Origin of the sequence: Noviherbaspirillum pedocola, assembly GCF_016632335.1 — a bacterium.
GTDB lineage: Bacteria > Pseudomonadota > Gammaproteobacteria > Burkholderiales > Burkholderiaceae_D > Noviherbaspirillum_A > Noviherbaspirillum_A pedocola.
The window spans coordinates 515,680-532,827 of sequence record NZ_JAEPBG010000003.1; the positions used below are offsets into that span (position 1 = coordinate 515,680).

The following is a 17,148-nucleotide window of genomic DNA, read 5'->3' on the forward strand; positions in this document are numbered from 1 at the left end:
GAAGGTAAAAAAGGCGCGGCGAAGCCGCGCTCGTTACCGCGACCGCTGGTTGCACATCACGATGCGACCGGCGTCGCGAAAAAACGGTGCCGAGGCCTACCGCCCCTTTACAAACAGCCGGTTGATATACGGATCCACTCCTTCGCCCCGCGCGCTCGCCACCGGCCGATACCGATACAGATACACCGGCAGCAATGAATACTGCACTTGCAGCAGCAGCCGTGGCCGGCCGCTGGGAAGCATCCCTTTGTGGATGCCATGGGTGTTGACGGTGAAGGCAGTGCCGGCCGGGCCGGTCACACTGACGATGCGCTCCCTGCCGTAGGTCTTCAGGATCTCTTCATCGCTGTAATCCTTCAGCCGCATGCCGCAGACTTCGAGATGGGTGCCGCGCACGTAGACATGCGGACCGCATTCTTCATCCACATCGGTCAGGTACACGAAGACCTTGATGAAACGCCAGTCGTCGGCATCGCGATGGAACGCTTGCAGGCCGGTGCCGGTACCCGCATCGGGAAACGACCAGCGCAGGCCGATCGCGGAAATCGTCGGCTTGCAACCGATGTAATCCGCGGCCAGCCGCAGCAGGCCGGGATGATTCGCGAATTCGAGCAGGTGCGGGCAGCCGATGACATCGGCCAGCGCATATTCCGCCATCCTCACGCCCGGCGCGGCGCGGTCGATGGAAAACGGCGGCAGAGACTTGCCGCGCGCAAGGAGCGGCTTGTCGCGCAGGTAGTCCAGGATTTGCCCGATCTGGCCGTTATCGAGCATCCTGCCGAGCGGCGCGTAGCCATCACGCCGCAAGCGGCCGATACCGCGCCGATGCAGCGCATGCGCCTGCGCCGGCAACATGCCGTGACGGGCATCGATATAACGGGAAAGTCCATCGGCCAGTGCATGCCGCAGGCGTTGCGGCGTGACCATCCGTTGGGCGTAATACAGCAGGCTGTGAACAGGCTTGAACGAGCGGCCTGGCGCCAGTCGCGCGAATTCCATTGCTGCCCCCTGGAATGTGATTGTCGGCATGCGGGTAGTCACATACCGTTTCTTTTCGTCATTGTGATGCCGGATCGTAACCCGAATGTTTGCTTTTTATCAAAGGTTTTAACTTGATGTAAGCAAATACATCGTTGGATGGGGGCATGAGCAATGTTCTTAATGGCAGCGGTGCATCAACACGAAGCGGCTTGCGCATACATAGCTGCAAGCCGCTTTTGCTCGATACCTCTGCCGCGAACACAGGGCAGTGTGGCATCGCGCCATACCGGTTTAGTTTCTGGCGGCAAGCGCGCTTGCACCGCTGCTTCGATATCGCCCCAAGCCGGGTGTCAGACCGCAGGGAGCACTAAGGCTGTATCGAGCCTATTCGTTGAGGGCGGCCAACCAGCTGCTTTCAAAAGAGGCAAAAGTTACGCACAAAATCCGTGGGCAAACCTGTGGACAAGATCCGAAATAGTGAACTAGAACCTTGTTTTTGAAGAAAGATTTTCCTCTGCTCAAATTTCACCATCGCCGGGTCTTGCACAGGGATTTCCCACAGGCGATACACAGCTAATTCGTTCGCACGATGCACAGCCATTCCACAGAGTTATTCGTACATTTGCGCTGCTCGGCAAACGGCATGGAAACTTAGCGCACTCAACGCTGCCTAACCGGGCCCTTATAACGCTGACATTGACTGGAGAGAAACATGGCAGGCAACACGAAAAACAAGTACCCGGCGGACAAGGCCGGCACCAAGTATTCGGAATTCCGCAATACCAAGCGCGTCTCGCCCGGCAAGACCGCTACGACGACGACCCGCGCCGCGGACAAGGAAAGCAAATCGACCACCGGCGCGGCTGCCAACACGGCAAACGCTGCGTAACCGGTTCGCCCCAGCGGCACAAGCGCCATGCGCATGAGCGGCAACACCATCCTCATTACCGGAGGCTCGTCCGGCATAGGCATGGCGCTGGCCGAGCGCTTTCTGACGCGCGGCAACACCGTGATCGTCTGCGGCCGCAGCGGCGAAGCGCTGAAGACGGTCGAAGCACGCCTTCCCGGCTTGCAATGCATCGTCAGCGATATCGGCAAGCCGCAGGAGCGTGAAGCGCTGGCGCGCTGGGTGAGCGCGCATTTCCCGGCGCTCAATGTGCTCATTAACAATGCCGGCATTCAGCGCCGGCTGAATCTTCTCGACCCCGAACCCTGGTCTGCGACCGCGTCGGAAATCGACATCAACCTCGGCGGACCGATCCATCTGACCATGCTGCTGTTGCCGCACCTGCTGCGACAGCCTGATGCGCAAATCATCAATGTGAGCTCGGGCCTGGCCTTCACGCCGCTGGCCTATGCGCCGGTGTACTGCGCGACCAAGGCGGCAATGCATTCGTTCACGCTGTCGCTGCGTTATCAACTGCGCGACACCAGCGTGCGCGTGTCGGAAATCATTCCGCCGGCGGTGAAGACCATGCTCGGCGGCGCGCATGACTTCGGCGCAGAACTCGAGGAATTCACCGACGCGATCATGGCTCAGCTCGAAGCGGGCGCGCAGGAAGCCAGCTTCGGCACCGCAGCGCAACGCAGCCGCGCATCGCGCGATGAACTTGACCGCTGGTTCGAGGAGATGAATAGGTCGATGGGCTAGACCGATCAGATAGCGGGCCCTACCCACCAGCGTCCTTCCTCAAAAGTCTGGACCCGATCTGCCTGCCGCCATTGCGCGACGCAATTGCATCGCATCCCTTCGCCCGGCCGCGCGATACGATCGGTATCGTCAAGCCGCCCATCTCCAAATCGCTCTAGGATTTCCGATGCCATAGACCACGGAAAGGCATCGTCATGGAAGCGTTGCGAGGATTCGCGCTGCTGCTGTTGCTGCAGGCTTGCGGCGAAGGTTTGGCGCACCTGTTGCGCATACCGGTGCCAGGCCCGGTGCTCGGCTTGATCCTGCTGCTGCCGCTGGTGCACTGGCTGCCGTTGCGCAACAGCGTGGCCACCGCCGCCAATGTGCTGCTGGCGAATCTGTCGCTGTTCTTCGTGCCGGCTGGCGTCGGCGTCATTTCTTACCTCGGCGTGATGTCGACCTATGGCCTGCGCCTGCTCGCCGTCGTACTGCTGTCGACCTGGATCGGCCTGGCGACCACGGCGCTGCTGCTCAATGCGCTTCTTGCGCGCGGCCGGGATGGCGGGCAGCGCCATGGCTGAGTTCGTCCATCTATGGGTCTACCTGTCGTCCGCGCCGCTGTTCGGGCTCACCGCGACCATCGTCACCTATGTCATCGCGCAAGCCGTCTACGCGAGGCTGGACCACGCGCCCTGGGCCAATCCGGTGCTGTGGAGCGTGCTGGCGTTGGGCGCGATTCTGGTGGCGACCGGCACGCCGTATCCCAGCTATTTCGCCGGCGCGCAATTCGTTCATGTGTTGCTCGGGCCCGCAGTGGTGGCGCTCGGCTGGCCGCTGTGGCAGCGGCGGCATGAGCTGCGCACGCGCGGTGTCGCGCTGGTGATCGCGGCCACCATCGGCGGCCTGGCCGCTGCAGGCAGCGCGGTGGCGCTCGGCTGGATGCTGAAGCTGCCGGCCGACATGCTGGCGTCGCTGGCGCCAAAGTCCACCACCACGCCGGTGGCCATGGGCATTGCCGAGCGCATCGGCGGCATTCCGGCGCTGTCGGCGGTCTTCGCCGTGCTGACCGGAATGATCGGCGCGCTGTCGGGAAAGTACCTGTTCGATCTACTTGGCATCACTGACCTGTCGGTGCGCGGCTTCGCGCTGGGCACCGCATCGCATGGCATCGGCGCCGCACGCGCGATACAGGTGCATCCCGATGCCGGCGCCTATGCCGGCATTGCGCTCGGCTTGCAGGTGCTGATCGCCTCGGTACTTTTGCCCTTGCTGGCGCGCCTGGTGCGCCTGCTTTGAGCGGGCAACCTGGCAGGATACACAGCAAGCAAAAAGTCATTGCCATACTGCAATCATGCCGGTATATTCCGTTCCGTTTTTTATAACGAAAACACGGGAGCATTACATCAATGCCTCGTATATAAGCTTAAGAACATAGGGAGCGCGAATGAAAGCAATAAAATTTGTACCGATTTTTGCAGTGGCATTCCTGTCGGCCTGCGGTGGTGGCGGTGACTCGGGCAGCAGCTCGGGCGCTGCGGCGAACACCAGTTCGGGCAGCACTTCGACGGCTGCCGCGTCAACCAGCATCAAGATCAATTCCAGCAACGCCACGGATGTCAGCGCGTATTCCTATGCGGCGATGGAAGATGTCAATTCCGCGAGCGGATATGGTTCTTCCGCAGCCTTCGCTACCGGCGTGTCGGTCGATACCATGTCCACGGGCGTGCTGCAGCGTGCGCTGCAGCAGTTGTATCTCGGCCTTGGCGCCAGCGCGAATACCCAGCTCGCAAGCGGCGTAAGCACCACCAACACCGTGGCCTGCTCCGGCGGCGGATCGATGACTTTGTCCATCAATGTCGCCAACCCGAACCAGGTGCAGAGCGGCGACAGCGTGTCGATGTCAGCCCACAACTGCGTCGAAAGCAGCGGCCTGGTCAATGGCGGCGTGAGCATTGTCTTCAGCAACGTCAGCGGCACGATTTCCGATATGGGCGCATGGTCGGCCAGCATGACCATGACCTACAGCAGTTTTTCGGTGCTGACGGGCGGCGCGTCGATCAGCGCCAATGGCGACATGACCGTCAGCTATTCCCAGACCAATGCCAACACCTTCAACGCGCAGATGTCCGGCACCTCGTTCGCCGCCAATCTGACCAAGAGCGATTCCACGCAAATCCAGCGCACGCTGACGAACTACCGGCTCGTTGCCTCGGCACAGAATGGCGCAACGTCCTTCAGCGGCGATTTTGGCCTGAGCGGCAATTCGCCTACGCTCGGCAATGTCGGGTTCACCGTCAAAACGACTGCCCCGTTCAAGACGGCGGCAGGCGCGATGAACCCGTACACCGGGTCGGCAACCGTTACCGCGGCCGATGGCAGCAGCACCAGCTACACCGCTCTTGACAGCAGCAATGTGCGCATCGATGTCGACAGCAATGGCGATGGCGTGATCGACAGCACCACCAACAGCACTTGGGCCACCTTCCGCAGCCGTATCTGAACCCGGCAACCCGAGTCATCGGAACGAAAAGGGCGCATGCGCCCTTTTCTTCATCAAAGCCGCCCTTTTGTCTTCCTCATGAAATCTCTCGTTCTTTCCGCCCTCGCGCTCGGCGGCGCGCTGGTCTGCGCGCCAGCCCATGCGCAATGGGAATTCCACGCCGCCGCCGGCATGCGGCAAGCCGAAACGCGTGAATTGAATCGCAACGGCGACCGTCTCGTACACGAGCGCGGCAGCCTGCCCGGCATCGAAGTCGGCGCAGCCCGGGTGTTTGGCGACTGGAAGCTTGGCGCCTCCGGTGAAATCTATGGCGGCAGGCTCGACTATGACGGCCGCACCCAGGCCGGCGCCGCATTCGCCACCGACACCGGCACCACGCAATCGCGCATCAGCATCGAAGTCGCGCGTCGGCTGAGCGATGCGCTTTCACTGGTCGGCGCGCTTGAATGGGACCACTGGCGCCGGGACATCGAAGGACGCGGCGCAGTCCTGGGACTGCGGGAGCGATACGACGCATGGCGGCTGCTGGGCGGCGCGCAGGTGCGGCTCGGGCAGTGGCCCTTGGGCAGCGCCAGCTTGCGCGGGTTGCTGGTGTTGTCGGCGCCCGAACGCATGCAGGTGCGCTTCGAGCAGGATGTCTTTGACACGGCCACGCTCGACACATCGAACGGCGTCGGCGCGCGCCTGGCACTGGGCCTGTCGCGCATTGCCGGATCCGGGCTGGATGTGGAAGCGAACTATGAATGGCTGCGTGTTGCGCGCAGCGACGACGCACCGCTGCGCAGAAACGGCGTAGTCGCCGGTTCAGTGGCGCAGCCGGAACATGTGCGCTCCGGCTTCGGCATCAAGGCGACATATCGTTTCTGAGCGCGGCGCCGTCCCGCGCCGGACCGTGAAACACCAGGCGCTGCCAGATTCGGAACATCGTGTTTCTCGGCCTGCCCGGTTGATTGCGCGGATCGGGCAGCATGGCCAGCGCCGCCTTGATGGTGTAGATGATGATCAGCGTGCCGGTCAGGTCGCCGATGAACATCACGGCATAGCTGCGCAGGATGTTGTCGCTGCCGCCGTGAAGGGCGAAGAACAGGTTGTGGAAAGCCGGGCTTGCGGCCGAGCACAGCAGGATCAGCACAAGCAGTCGCTTCGGCGTCAGCTTGGCAAGCGAGGAGGCAAATCCGTAGCGGCGCGCTGCGAACAGATACACCAGGTACGGCCCGGCCGAGCCGCTGAAGGCACCGGCGATCGAGCGCAGCGGGTCGCTGAAATGAAAGTGAAAGAAATTCAGCAGAAATCCGGAAATCAGCAAGCCAAGTGCGCCGGCGCTGCCGCAAACCAGCGTGGACAGCAGCCGGATGCCGGCCGGCAGAAACACCCAATTCATGCCGTTGGCGAATTCCAGCCGGGAAAACAACCACTCGTTGATGCCATTGGCGGTAAGAAAAATCAGCACGGTCCCGATGACCATCGCCAATTGCAAGCGTAACTGCGACATGAATCCAATCCCGGTAAATTCTTATTGGCAGCAATATTAATTAACTGCCTTGTCAGGCAGAATAAACCTTTGACCGGTAATCGCGCAATCCTCTGTTACTGAATTTCCCCTCTGCATCATCGTGGTACGAAGAGCGATAAATCTGGCATGAAACTGTGCTATGCCTCACATCGCTTGCTAGAATCCATTTTTTTCCGGCAATCACGCCATCGCTGCCTCAGCACTCCGCTTCAGTTCATTCAGTCCATTCAGTTCACCCAGTTCATCATGCACATTCACCGCATTTCCCAAAAATTGGGCGCTTCGCTCCTTGGCGCACTGTTTTCCGGCGCTACTCTTCTCGCCTCCCTGCCGGCCGCGGCGCAGACGCTACCGGCGCCGACGATCCAGGCCAAGTCCTGGGCGCTGTACGACCCCGCCACGAATCGCATGCTGGGCGCAAGCGGCCCGGACGAGCGCATCGCGCCGGCTTCGCTGACCAAGATCATGACCGCCTACCTGGTGTGCGAGGCGCTGCATGACAAGCGGCTGTCTCCGGACCAGATGGTCAACGTGTCGTTGAATGCGTATCGCGTCGACAAGTCCTCGTCGAAGATGTTCATCGACCCGAAGGTGCCGGTATCCATCAAGGATCTGCTGTACGGCCTGATTATCCAGAGCGGCAACGACGCGGCGGTGCAGCTGGCCGAAGCGGTGTCCGGCACCGAGGAAGCCTTCGCCGGACTGATGAACAAGAAGGCCGCCGAAATCGGCATGAAGAACACCCACTTCGAAAACGCCTCCGGCCTGCCCGGCCCGCAGCACTACTCCACCGCGGCGGACCTGGCCCTTTTGGCCACGCGCGTGATCAATGATTACCCGGAGGAATACAAGATCTATTCGATCCGGGATTACACCTACAACCACATCAAGCAAGGCAACCGCAATCTGCTGCTGTACTCGGACCCGACCGTCGACGGCATGAAGACCGGCCACGTCAGCGCCTCCGGCTACAACCTGATCGCTTCGGCCAAGCGCCCAAGCAGCAGCGGCGAGTACCGCCTGATCGCGGTGGTGGATGGCGCGGCAAGCGCGCGCGACCGCGCCGACGCGGCCCAGAAGCTGCTGAGCTGGGGCTATGCCAACTTTGAAGATGCGAAGCTGGCGTCGAAGAACCAGGTCGTGGCCACGCCGGCGGTGTGGAAAGGCATGCAGAACACGGTCAAGGCCGGCTATCTGCAGGACCGCTATGAGACTGTCACCAAGGGCAGCGCCGACAAGGTCAAGACCGAGGTCGTGCTGCAGAACAAGCTGGTGGCGCCGATTGCCAAGGGCGCGAAGATCGGTGTGGCCAAGATCAGCTTCGACGGCAAGCCGCTGACCGAGGTGCCGGTGGTGGCGCTGGAAGATGTGCCGCAGGCGGGCTTCTTCGCCCGCATGTGGGATACGGTGCGGATGATGTTTGCGTAAGCGTATCCCGCTGAGGTGATTGCGAAGAGAGCCGGTTCCCCGGCTCTTTTTGCATCCGCGCCGCTTTCATTCGGCGCACCGCGTTCAGGGTCAGAACGGCAGGTTGGCCCGCAGCCACAGCTGGGGCGTGCGTCCGCCTGACGCCGGCACCGAAGTCGGCGCGCCGCCGCTGGTACGCCAGGCCAGCGAAGCGCGCCAGTCCGCGGTGGCTGCCATTCCGTAAAAGCCGAAGCCGATGCCGCCGAGCTTACGGCTGTTGTTGGCATTGGCATCGAAGGGTTCGCGGTTGATGCGCACTGAGCCGAGGTCATAGAACAACGCGCTTTGCAGCGTATCGTTCAGCCTGCGCCGCCACTCGATCGAGGCCAGATAACCGGTGTCGCCGATGCCTTCACCCACCGGATAGGCGCGCACGCCGGTCGGGCCACCGAGGGTGAATTTTTCCGAGGAATCCAGGTTCTTGCTGGCCCACTGACTGGCAAACGTCAGCCATAGAAAGTCGCGATCGGCCAGACGCTGCACCCGGGACGCGTTGAAGCTGAGTCGCGCATAGGTGCCTTGCGCGCGTGTCGATACCGCATCGATGGCCAGGGCCACCGGCGACTCGATGTCCAGCTGGCCCGAGGCGAGCGAGGCATCGACGTTACTGATGCCGCCGCCGCCCAGGCTGTCCTGGGCACTCCCTGCCAAGCCTAGCGTTGTGACGCGCAGCCGCTTGCGCGTGGAGGTCGATGTCGCGTCGACCACATCTTCCAGCCGACGCTGCTCCAGCCCGGCCGAGGCATACAGATTCGCAGCCTGGCTTCTGATGAGCGGATACGAGCCGAAGACGCTGACGCTGTTGGCAGTGCCATGCGCATCCAGCGGCGCATATTCGCGCCCGAGACGGTAACGGGTAGCAGCATAGGCCGCGCCCACGCGCAAGCCGTCCGCGCCGATCGGCGCCTGATAGGACAAGCGCCCGTAACCGAGATCGCGGCCGCTCGTCAGCACCGTGGCCGCAAGCGCATCGCCCAGGCGCAGCGGGCTGTTGATCTGCAACGCACCGGTGGCGCGATATTGGCCGGTATAGCGGTTGCCGAAATTGTCGACGCTGGCACTGCCGGCATAGGCCGCGCCGGGCTCGACTTCGACCAGCAGATCCGAGCTGCCAACGTCAGCGCCTGGCGCCAGGGTAGCCCGTGCTGCGCCCACACCCGGCGTGTCCTGCAGCAGCAGGAGGCCACGGTCCACTTCGCGGCCGCGGATGACTTCGCCGGCCGGCGCGCGCGACGCGATGTAGGCCGCGGCGCGCTCATCCGACAGGCGCGAGCTGTTGCGGATCTCGCGCTTGCCGATCTTCCCTTCCAGCACGATCAGCGTGATCTTGCCTTCCTTCACATCCTGAGCCGGCAGATAAGCCTGCGCCACGGTATAGCCGCGCTCATGGTAGTAGCGGGTCACACGCTCGGCAGCTTCGTTCAGTTCCCCGATGCCGACGCGCTTGCCGCGCAGATCAAACAGCAGCGCCTGAAGTTCATCGGTCGGAATCACCGCATTGCCGCTGATTCTGAACTCGGTGATGACGATCTGAATGTCGCGGGTCCGGCGTACCGGTGGCGCGGCGGTCTCCGGCGGCTGCTGGGGCAGCGTCGGCGTCTGGCTTTCCGGCGGACTCTGCTGCAGCTCGCGCAATATTTGCCCGGCATTCGGGAAATTCTGCAGATTCGGCGCAGCTACTTGTGCCCAGGCGCTTTCGGTCAGCGCCAGCGCGCAGGCAGCCAGCGCGCCATTGCGGACAAGGCGACTCACGGCTGCACCGCGCGGCGGCTGGTATCGAGGGCTGGAGCACAGGAGGAAGACATCAGCTCCGCTTCCGGCATGCGCAGGCCGCAGCCGGCGACCGTCAGTCGACCGTCGCCCCCGACAGGCGACAGCGCCAGGCGCCGCTCTTCCCGATCGGCATCCGCCAACAGGTTCGGCATCTGCTGCTGGAGCGCGGTATAGATGTCATCCTGGCCGCTCCTGCCCAGCGCTACCGTAGGCACCGATGCATAGCGGATCGTCAGCAGGCCATCGCCAAAATTCGGCGCATAGTTCGCCGCGTCCAGGCCCGATGGCGTGATGCGGTAAGCGCCGGGCGCGATGGCGCCCTGCGCATCGCCGCCATAGCGCAGCGTGCCGGCCAGCACCGAGGCATCGTCGCCGGCCACCAGGCCGCTGATGGCCACGCCATTGCCGCCGGCGTAGGGTTTGCCATCGAAGTCCTTGCCATCCGCATTGGCGACGATGGCGAGCGGCTTCTTCAGTATCGTGCCCGCGCCGGCCGCGACGCTATTGGCCACGCGGTAGTTCGCCGCATCCGCGCCACCGGCCAGCGCGATGCCGGCCACGCTGGCCGCCTTGCCGGCTCCGGCGTTGGCGTCGGCGAAGGCGGCCGCGGAATAGCCCAGCTTCACATCGTCGCCGGCGATGCGGTCATCCGCGAGCACGGCGCTTGCGGCAACGCTGCCGTCATAGGTCTTGCTGTTGATGCTGGCTGTCACATTCAAGGCGCGCGGCGTGATGTCGGCAACCGTCGTTGCGCTGCGATTGCCAAGGACGTAGTTGCGCGCATCTGTGCCTACGCCGAGCGCGATGTTGGCCACGCTCACGGCCTTGCCGGAACCGGCGTTCCTGTCGGCGAAACCGGCCGTGCCGTAGAGCGTCTTCACGTCGTCGCCCGCGATGCGGTCGTCGCCGAGGATCACGCTGGCGGCAAGCATGCCGTCATAGACCTTGTTCACGCCCGTGGCGTTGACGTTCAGTGTGCGCGGCGTGATGTCGGCCGCGCCCTTGGCCGGTCCGTTGATCACATAGTTGCCGGCGTCCGGACCGGACAGAGAAAGGACGGGAATGGCGACTTCCTTCCCAGTGCCGACGTTCTTGTCGCCGAAGCTGGCATTGCCATAGATGGCCACTACGCGGTCGTCGCCGATAGCCTTGAAGCTCGCCTCGGCGCTGGCGGCATTGGTGCCGTCGTAGACCTTGTTCTTCGCGACGGCTGAAAACTGCAGCGACGCGGGCGTGATATCGGCCGTGGCGCTGCCGGCGTTCTGCCCCACGCGGTAATTGCCGGCATCGGCGCCGCCGGTAATGGCAATGCCGTTGACGTCGATGCGTTTGCCCGTGCCGACATTCTTGTCGACGAACGCGGTGCGGCTCGCGTCATAGCCGGTGGCGAGCTGGTCGCCGGCGATGCGATCGTCCAGTAAGGTCACGCTCGCGGCAACCGTGCCGTCATAGACCTTGTTGACACCTTGCGCACTGACTGCAAGCAGCCTTGGCAGGATGTCGGCGCTGGCCGTGGTCTTGTTCGGCAACAGGTAGTTGCCGGCGTCGCTGCCGAAAAGCCGCAGGCCGGAGAAATTCACGGTCTTGTTGTTGCCGGCATTCCTGTCGCTGAAGCTGGCGGCGTCGAACACGGCGATGGCAAGGTCGCCGCTGAGGATGCCGCTGACACTTGCCGTTGCCCCCACGGCGTTGGCGTTTCCATCGTAGGTCTTGCTGTTCGCCGTCAGCTGCAACTGATCCGGGCTGAGGGCCAACGGCCTGATGGTGGCGGTCAGCTTCGGTTGGGCGAAACCCGCAAGCACGTAATTCCGGTTCACGGCAGAGGCACTGTCCAGCGCGAGGGATTGCACGATGACCGGCTTGTCCGTGCCGGCATTCTTGTCGACGAACACCGCGTTGTAGCTGTAGGTCACCTGTTCATTGCCAACAGGCGCTTCGCCGGGAGCGTATTGAAACGCCAGTTGGGCGGCGGTAGTGCCGTCATACACCTTGTCCTGGCGATTCACGATGACAGACAGCGGCAGCGGCGTGATGGCGGCCGAGGTCCCGCCCAGGGATGCGGCATTGGCGATGCGATAATTGCCGGCGTCGCTGCCGGTCAGGCCGAGGTTCCCGACCGTGATGTCATGCGTGCCGACGTTTTTGTCAGCGAAGTTCGCCGTATAGGAAATCCCGACCTGGTCCGCGCCCAGCGGCGTGTATTGGAAATTCACCGTCGCAGCCGTCGTGCCGTCATAGACCTTGTTCTGCCCGTTGAGGCCGCTGATGTTCAGAGCGGCTGGCGTAATCGTCAACCCGCCGCCGCTGATGTCATAGCCGGTCTGGCTGGTGGAACGGGCGCTGTAGGTGCCGGCATTGCGGCCGGAAGCCGCCTGCAGCAGGGTGGCATCGGTGATGCCGCCGTTATCGCCGGTCCGCGTAGCGGCGTTGTAGACAACGCTGGTGTTCTTGAGCGTAATCGGCTTGAGCATGCTGCGCAGTAGCGGCATCGAATAGCCGTCGTAGATGCGCCAGGTCGAGTTAGTGCCTCCCTGGTCGTCGATGGACCACCCGGCGTTCCTGAACAGCGCCAGTGATTTCATCTGATCGCCGGTGACGCCTATGCCCGCGGCGCTGGCACTTTGCCCGGTGCCGCCCTGGTCGGGCGCATCCTTATTCCAGTAGCTGGCGCTCACCACACCGCGGTTCATGTTTCCGACGAGTCCGCCGGTGGTCGCGGCGTCGGTGCCGCGGACGGCGCCGGTGGCATAGGCATTCGTCACCGCGCCGCCGCTAAGGCTACCCACCAGCCCGCCGACGAGGTTCTGGCCAGTCACGCCCGCATTGGCATAGCTGTCCGTGATTCTTGCCGCATTCTCGTTGCTGCCCGCGAGGCCGCCAACCGAAGACGTGCCGTCCACGCTGCCGCCGGCATAGCTTCCCGTGATCCGGCCATTGTTGACATTGGCTCCGACCAGGCCGCCGACCCGGCTGCCGCCCTGCACATTGCCTGTCGCGTCGCTGCCGGAAATGGTGCCGAAGTTGATGCCGACCAATCCGCCCGTCAAGCCCTGGCCGCGCACGGCGCCGCTGGCGTGGCTGTTGACGATCGCGCCGGTATCCGTCACCAGGCCCACCAGGCCGCCAACATTGCTGCTGGCTCCATCGACATCGACGGTCGAGACCACGTTGTTGACCTTGCCGTCCAGGCGCCCGGCGAGGGCGCCGACGCGGCCTATGCCAGTGACGCTGCCGGCCTCGAGACGGAGATTCTGGATGACCGACCTGCCCAGCGTGGCGCGGAAAAGGCCGACTTCGCCCGGGACCGGATCGTTGATCGTGAGATTGCTGATCACATGCCCCAAGCCGTCAAATATGCCGCCAAGACTGGTGATGGGTGTGAACGCCGTTGCGCCGGCATCGATATCCTGGCCGAGGGCATACCCCTTGCCGCCGGACCCGGGCATGCTCTGCAAACCCGCCAAGTCGGTGATGACCTCATAGGTGGAGTCGGAAACCTTGTCCTTGCTGATCAGCAGATTAGGCCCGGCCGACAGAGTGATCTTCGCGCCGTTGGTCAGAACATAGTCTGACCCAGCGGAATTCGTGCCGGTAGTCAGCGCCAGCTTGCCATTCGCCCCGGAGAGATTGGCGCCGATCTGAATGTTGCGCCCGGCGATGAGTGACAAGACGATGTTAGGCGAACCGCTCCATGCAATCGGTGCATTGATTTGGATATCCCGCGCAGCGGTGAGTACGAGCGTATTTCCGCTGGTCCAGGACACCCCGGCATTGACGAAGATGTCGCCGTTGCCACCATTGCCAAGGATTTGCGTATCCACCGTAACAGTGGTGCCTTTGAGCGACTCGGTCAGGGACGCTGTGCTCAGGAAGCCGCGATTCGGATCGGTCTGGTTAGCGTCAATGACGACATCGCCTGGATCAATCAGCCAGCTCCCCGTCCTGCCGTTCGGCGCCAGCGTCGTTACCCGCGCGCTATCATCGATGCGCACCTTGGCTGCACTGGTCTCGACGTGGCCGCCATCGCCGCCTGCGGGCGCGGAGGCATCGATGCTGCCGCTCATGACGAGCTGGCCGGCCTGCATGTCGCCGATCAGCCGCACCTCGCCGGCCTGCCCTTCCAGCGTTTTCGCCTCGATGATGCCGCTGTGGTTCACCACCGCGCGGCCTATGCCTCCGGCGGCCTTCGCTTCGAGCATGACCCGACCGCCGTCGGCGCTGATGCGGCCGCTGTTGTCGGCCAGCGCATTGAGCGAGCCGGCATCGACGCTGTAGCCAAGCAGGCTGCCCTTGTCGATATTGACGGTGATGCGATCGCCGGCTGCCATGACCGCCGCACCGCGCGGGGCCGATATCGTGCCTTCATTCCTGACGTTGGGCCCGAGCAGCGCGACGTAGCCGCCGCTGGCAGCATTGAGCGCGCCCTGGTTCAACACACCGCCAACGCCGCCGCCTTCGAGCTGCAGCAGGCCGGCCATGAACCGGTCCGGCGCCAGGTCCAGCGACGATGCGAGCAGCCCCTGCACATTCACCTGCGCGCCAGGGCCGAACAGCACGCCGTTCGGGTTGACGATGAATACCTGCCCGTTGGCGCTCAGGCTGCCGAAGAGCCTGCTCGGCTCGGCGCCAACAATGCGGTTCAGCGCGATCGCGTTCGCGTCCGGCTGCCGGAAGACGATCGATTCGCCTGCCGCGGTGGAAAAGCTGTTCCAGTTGATCGCCATGCGCGAACTGCTCTGGTTGATCGTGGTGACCGAGCCGGCCTGATTGATCGCGCCCGTGCCGCCGGCGATGACGCCGCCTGTCGGACCCGCATGGCCAACTGACGCGAGGAGCGCCGCAACCAATGCCGTGCCGCCAATTCGCCGCCGACGTGCCGCGGCTTTGCCACGTGTTCTCGCATGTTCATCAACCGCTATCCAGGACTGCTGCGCTTCGCTCCAGATGAGGCAGAAGAAGTGATTCATGTCGCTCCCATGCTTGCTCCGTTGTTCCTGCCCTTTGCGCTGCGCGTCACCGCAGGGGCAGAACACCATGCTTCTTGTTCGGTGTTGTTCTATGAAAGAACATTGGTTCAAAAAGTTGACCGGGAGCTAAGTAAAGTTGCACGCAGAAAAGTTCCATCAGCGAAAAAAATAGTTGGCCTTGTCCCGGCATGCCGATCCGCCATGCGACGCCGGCATCTTTTACACAGCGCGCTCTTGCTGCGCCGACGCACCCTGCTCTAGGCGCAGGCACACCTTTCGCTACAGAGCCGGATCCAACGCAAATACAAGGAGCGGAAATGGAAGGCATCAAGGCGCGCATCGAAGGCGATGGCATCAAGGGTTCGGTGGAGTTTTCGCTCGAGGAAGCGATGGCCCATCCGCGTGCGGGCAAGCCCTGGGCGGAGATGAATGTGGATGAGCAGGCCGCGGCGCTGAAGGAATATGCGCTATGGCTCTACAGCCGCCAGGATGGCGTTACCGGCAATGCAACCGTGACGCTGGAGCGCGGCACCTTTGCCGTCACGCGCGATCGCGACGTCTGAAGCCACGCCGCGTCATGGTTCAGGCGGGGTGATGTTCCGATGCGGTTTCATGCAGGCCCGGCGCACGCTCGCCGGGATTCTTGCCCAGCGGCGAGCAGTATTCCACCGCCGCATTGAGTTCCGCGCCGAAGAGCAGGATCAGGGACGAAAACAGGCAGTACAGCAACAGCACCACGATCGTGCCGATACTGCCGTAGACATCGCCGATGGTGGCGATGTCGCGCACATACACATCAAAGCCCAGCGACGCAAAGAACCAGGCGAGCACGGCGAGGAAGGCGCCTGGCGTGACGAAAACGAAGCGCTGCTGCACGTCGGGCCCGACCCAGTAGATTACGGTGACCGTCGCCGTCAGCAGCAGCAGGATCACCGGCCAGCGCAGCCACCAGGCCCATAGCACTGCCAGCGACACATCGACGCCGAAAACGCGCACCAGTGCCTCCATCGCATCCGGACGCACCAGCAGCAGAGTCAAGGCCAGCGCCAGCATCGGACCGATGGCCAGCGTGGCCGCGATCGACCAGGCATAGCGCTTCCACAAGGCCCGCGTTTCGCGCACCTCATATACCGCGTTCATCGCGCGCATCATCGCGCGCATCGCCGAGGACGCTGCCCATAGCGCCACCGCCACGCCAAGCGACAGCATGCCGTGGTGGCGCTGTTCGAGCTGGTCGATCAAGGCATTGATCTGCGGCGCGGTCTGACGCAGGAAAAAGACTTCGGAGTGGCGCCGCAGCCAGTCGAACAGATTGGCAAGGTCGAGAAAGCCGAGCAGTGCGAAGAAAAAGATCAGGAAGGGAAAGAAGGAGAACAGGACCTGGTAGCTGATCGCCCTGGCATGAGTCAGCGTGTCGTGCAGCACGCATTGCTGGATGCAGCGCCGCGCGATTTCGCCGGGGCCGATGCCGCGCAGGCCGGGGATGCGCATCATGCGACCCCGGCAGCGCAGCGGGCCTGTATCGACTTGCTGCCGTTCATGAAGAAAGAGATGTAGTGCCGCATGGATTCCGCCTGGCGCCCTTGCCGGTTCGCGGCGCCGCATGGCTTGGACAACGCGGGGCGGGTACAAGTTTTCTCAAGGGTATGCATGCCGGATCCATCCGCCCATCCTCTCGAAAAGATCATGTGGCACAAGCGTGCTACACTCGCGCGACGTTTTCAAAAGGAGCCCTCATGTCCCCCACTACCACGCTGCGCATCCCGGAAGAACTCAAGAGCCGCATTGCCAAGGTAGCCGAAAAGGCAGGCAAGAGTCCGCATACCTTCATGCTCGAGGCCATTGCCGAAAAGACCGAGTTCGAGGAATCCCGACAGGCGTTCATGGAGCAGGCGGATGTACGACTTGCGAACATGCTCGCCACCGGAGAATCGATCCCCTGGAGCGAAATGCGCGCCTATCTGCAAAAACGCATGGACGGGCAAGCAGCCATTGCGCCAAAGCCACGGAAGCTGCGCGACTGATGGCTCGCATCGAATTGGCTGCGGGAGTGGCAAACGACTTCGACCGCATACTGGATCATCTTCGCTCTCACCAAAGCCCTCGGGGCTTGGAAGAACTTGCAATGATCATGGAAGCCCTGGACGTTCTCGCACACAATCCCCGCATCGGGCGCCCGGTCCCTGGCGGCAAGCGCGAGCTCATCATTGGAGCTAGTGGCAATGGCTACGTCGCCTTGTATCGATATTTCGAGGAAGCAGACTTGGTTGCCGTCCTCGGATTACGTTCCCAGCGCGAAGCCAGGCACAGCCACTGA

Annotated in this window: 16 protein-coding genes and 1 pseudogene; 11 read left to right on the top strand and 6 right to left on the bottom strand. The window is 63.0% G+C overall.

The window, feature by feature from the left end; all coding sequences use genetic code 11:
* Positions 1-96: 96 nt before the first annotated feature.
* Positions 97-999 (bottom strand): phytanoyl-CoA dioxygenase family protein, encoded by a 903-nt coding sequence (locus JJB74_RS10745; protein WP_200591840.1) that lies wholly within the window; start codon positions 997-999, stop codon positions 97-99.
* Positions 1,000-1,693: 694 nt separating this feature from the next.
* On the opposite strand from JJB74_RS10745, the gene JJB74_RS10750 reads away from it, so the two are divergent.
* The 6 genes from JJB74_RS10750 (at position 1,694) to JJB74_RS10775 (ending at position 5,978) form a co-directional block, all read left to right on the top strand.
* Complete coding sequence (locus JJB74_RS10750) at positions 1,694-1,870, top strand: hypothetical protein (RefSeq protein WP_200591841.1); 177 nt, start codon at positions 1,694-1,696, stop codon at positions 1,868-1,870.
* A 33-nt stretch (positions 1,871-1,903) separates the two neighbouring features.
* Complete coding sequence (locus tag JJB74_RS10755) at positions 1,904-2,632, top strand: SDR family oxidoreductase (protein WP_200591842.1); 729 nt, start codon at positions 1,904-1,906, stop codon at positions 2,630-2,632.
* 194 nt (positions 2,633-2,826) lie between these two features.
* Entirely contained in the window at positions 2,827-3,192 is a 366-nt protein-coding gene (locus JJB74_RS10760) for a CidA/LrgA family protein (protein ID WP_200591843.1), read from the top strand.
* Positions 3,185-3,907 carry an LrgB family protein gene (locus tag JJB74_RS10765; protein WP_200591844.1) on the top strand — a complete coding sequence of 241 codons (723 nt, stop codon included), beginning with the start codon at positions 3,185-3,187 and terminating at the stop codon, positions 3,905-3,907. Before JJB74_RS10760 ends, JJB74_RS10765 begins: the two co-directional genes overlap by 8 nt.
* 148 nt (positions 3,908-4,055) lie before the next feature.
* Entirely contained in the window at positions 4,056-5,111 is a 1,056-nt protein-coding gene (locus JJB74_RS10770; protein WP_200591845.1) for a hypothetical protein, read from the top strand.
* A gap of 78 nt (positions 5,112-5,189) precedes the next feature.
* On the top strand, positions 5,190-5,978 hold the full coding sequence (locus tag JJB74_RS10775) for a hypothetical protein (RefSeq protein ID WP_200591846.1): 789 nt from the start codon (positions 5,190-5,192) through the stop codon (positions 5,976-5,978).
* On the opposite strand, the gene JJB74_RS10780 is transcribed toward JJB74_RS10775, so the two are convergent.
* Complete coding sequence (locus JJB74_RS10780) at positions 5,956-6,603, bottom strand: hypothetical protein (protein ID WP_200591847.1); 648 nt, start codon at positions 6,601-6,603, stop codon at positions 5,956-5,958. The genes JJB74_RS10775 and JJB74_RS10780 overlap by 23 nt on opposite strands.
* Positions 6,604-6,870: 267 nt before the next feature.
* Between JJB74_RS10780 and JJB74_RS10785 the strand changes: the two genes are divergently transcribed.
* A complete protein-coding gene (locus JJB74_RS10785; RefSeq protein WP_200591848.1) occupies positions 6,871-8,052 on the top strand; it encodes a D-alanyl-D-alanine carboxypeptidase family protein in 1,182 nt (393 codons plus the stop codon).
* Between the two features lie 90 nt (positions 8,053-8,142).
* On the opposite strand, the gene JJB74_RS10790 is transcribed toward JJB74_RS10785, so the two are convergent.
* The 3 genes and pseudogenes from JJB74_RS10790 to JJB74_RS10795 form a co-directional block, all read right to left on the bottom strand.
* A complete protein-coding gene (locus tag JJB74_RS10790; protein WP_200591849.1) occupies positions 8,143-9,843 on the bottom strand; it encodes a ShlB/FhaC/HecB family hemolysin secretion/activation protein in 1,701 nt (566 codons plus the stop codon).
* Positions 9,840-10,244 (bottom strand): hypothetical protein, encoded by a 405-nt coding sequence (locus JJB74_RS34165; RefSeq protein WP_407672320.1) that lies wholly within the window; start codon positions 10,242-10,244, stop codon positions 9,840-9,842. The genes JJB74_RS10790 and JJB74_RS34165 overlap by 4 nt, the downstream gene beginning before the upstream one ends.
* Positions 10,245-10,379: 135 nt before the next feature.
* A pseudogene (locus JJB74_RS10795) lies at positions 10,380-14,831 on the bottom strand (beta strand repeat-containing protein); the annotation flags it as partial.
* On the opposite strand from JJB74_RS10795, the gene JJB74_RS10800 reads away from it, so the two are divergent.
* Positions 14,766-15,092 carry a hypothetical protein gene (locus tag JJB74_RS10800; RefSeq protein ID WP_200591923.1) on the top strand — a complete coding sequence of 109 codons (327 nt, stop codon included), beginning with the start codon at positions 14,766-14,768 and terminating at the stop codon, positions 15,090-15,092. The pseudogene JJB74_RS10795 and the gene JJB74_RS10800 sit on opposite strands and share 66 nt — an antisense overlap.
* A gap of 56 nt (positions 15,093-15,148) precedes the next feature.
* Entirely contained in the window at positions 15,149-15,394 is a 246-nt protein-coding gene (locus JJB74_RS10805; RefSeq protein WP_200591851.1) for a hypothetical protein, read from the top strand.
* A 19-nt stretch (positions 15,395-15,413) separates the two neighbouring features.
* Here the strand turns inward: JJB74_RS10805 and JJB74_RS10810 are convergent, their stop codons facing one another.
* The gene (locus tag JJB74_RS10810; RefSeq protein WP_200591852.1) at positions 15,414-16,325 is read right to left on the bottom strand and encodes a YihY/virulence factor BrkB family protein; all 912 of its coding nucleotides are present in this window, start codon (positions 16,323-16,325) and stop codon (positions 15,414-15,416) included.
* 242 nt (positions 16,326-16,567) lie between these two features.
* On the opposite strand from JJB74_RS10810, the gene JJB74_RS10815 reads away from it, so the two are divergent.
* Together JJB74_RS10815 and JJB74_RS10820 are read left to right on the top strand one after the other, a co-directional pair.
* Positions 16,568-16,855 (top strand): CopG family ribbon-helix-helix protein, encoded by a 288-nt coding sequence (locus JJB74_RS10815; RefSeq protein WP_200591853.1) that lies wholly within the window; start codon positions 16,568-16,570, stop codon positions 16,853-16,855.
* Positions 16,855-17,148 carry a type II toxin-antitoxin system RelE/ParE family toxin gene (locus JJB74_RS10820; protein WP_200591854.1) on the top strand — a complete coding sequence of 98 codons (294 nt, stop codon included), beginning with the start codon at positions 16,855-16,857 and terminating at the stop codon, positions 17,146-17,148. The genes JJB74_RS10815 and JJB74_RS10820 overlap by 1 nt, the downstream gene beginning before the upstream one ends.

What these genes read in the sequence shown, in the direction of transcription:
- JJB74_RS10745 (WP_200591840.1), bottom strand. Translation starts at nt 999, where the DNA reads ATGGAATTCGCGCGACTGGCGCCAGGCCGCTCGTTCAAGCCTGTTCAC.
- JJB74_RS10760 (WP_200591843.1), top strand. Translation starts at nt 2,827, where the DNA reads ATGGAAGCGTTGCGAGGATTCGCGCTGCTGCTGTTGCTGCAGGCTTGC.
- JJB74_RS10815 (WP_200591853.1), top strand. Translation starts at nt 16,568, where the DNA reads ATGTCCCCCACTACCACGCTGCGCATCCCGGAAGAACTCAAGAGCCGC.
- JJB74_RS10800 (WP_200591923.1), top strand. Translation starts at nt 14,766, where the DNA reads ATGTTCATCAACCGCTATCCAGGACTGCTGCGCTTCGCTCCAGATGAG.
- JJB74_RS10755 (WP_200591842.1), top strand. Translation starts at nt 1,904, where the DNA reads ATGAGCGGCAACACCATCCTCATTACCGGAGGCTCGTCCGGCATAGGC.
- JJB74_RS10750 (WP_200591841.1), top strand. Translation starts at nt 1,694, where the DNA reads ATGGCAGGCAACACGAAAAACAAGTACCCGGCGGACAAGGCCGGCACC.
- JJB74_RS10770 (WP_200591845.1), top strand. Translation starts at nt 4,056, where the DNA reads ATGAAAGCAATAAAATTTGTACCGATTTTTGCAGTGGCATTCCTGTCG.
- JJB74_RS10820 (WP_200591854.1), top strand. Translation starts at nt 16,855, where the DNA reads ATGGCTCGCATCGAATTGGCTGCGGGAGTGGCAAACGACTTCGACCGC.
- JJB74_RS10775 (WP_200591846.1), top strand. Translation starts at nt 5,190, where the DNA reads ATGAAATCTCTCGTTCTTTCCGCCCTCGCGCTCGGCGGCGCGCTGGTC.
- JJB74_RS10785 (WP_200591848.1), top strand. Translation starts at nt 6,871, where the DNA reads ATGCACATTCACCGCATTTCCCAAAAATTGGGCGCTTCGCTCCTTGGC.
- JJB74_RS10780 (WP_200591847.1), bottom strand. Translation starts at nt 6,603, where the DNA reads ATGTCGCAGTTACGCTTGCAATTGGCGATGGTCATCGGGACCGTGCTG.
- JJB74_RS10805 (WP_200591851.1), top strand. Translation starts at nt 15,149, where the DNA reads ATGGAAGGCATCAAGGCGCGCATCGAAGGCGATGGCATCAAGGGTTCG.
- JJB74_RS10810 (WP_200591852.1), bottom strand. Translation starts at nt 16,325, where the DNA reads ATGATGCGCATCCCCGGCCTGCGCGGCATCGGCCCCGGCGAAATCGCG.
- JJB74_RS10765 (WP_200591844.1), top strand. Translation starts at nt 3,185, where the DNA reads ATGGCTGAGTTCGTCCATCTATGGGTCTACCTGTCGTCCGCGCCGCTG.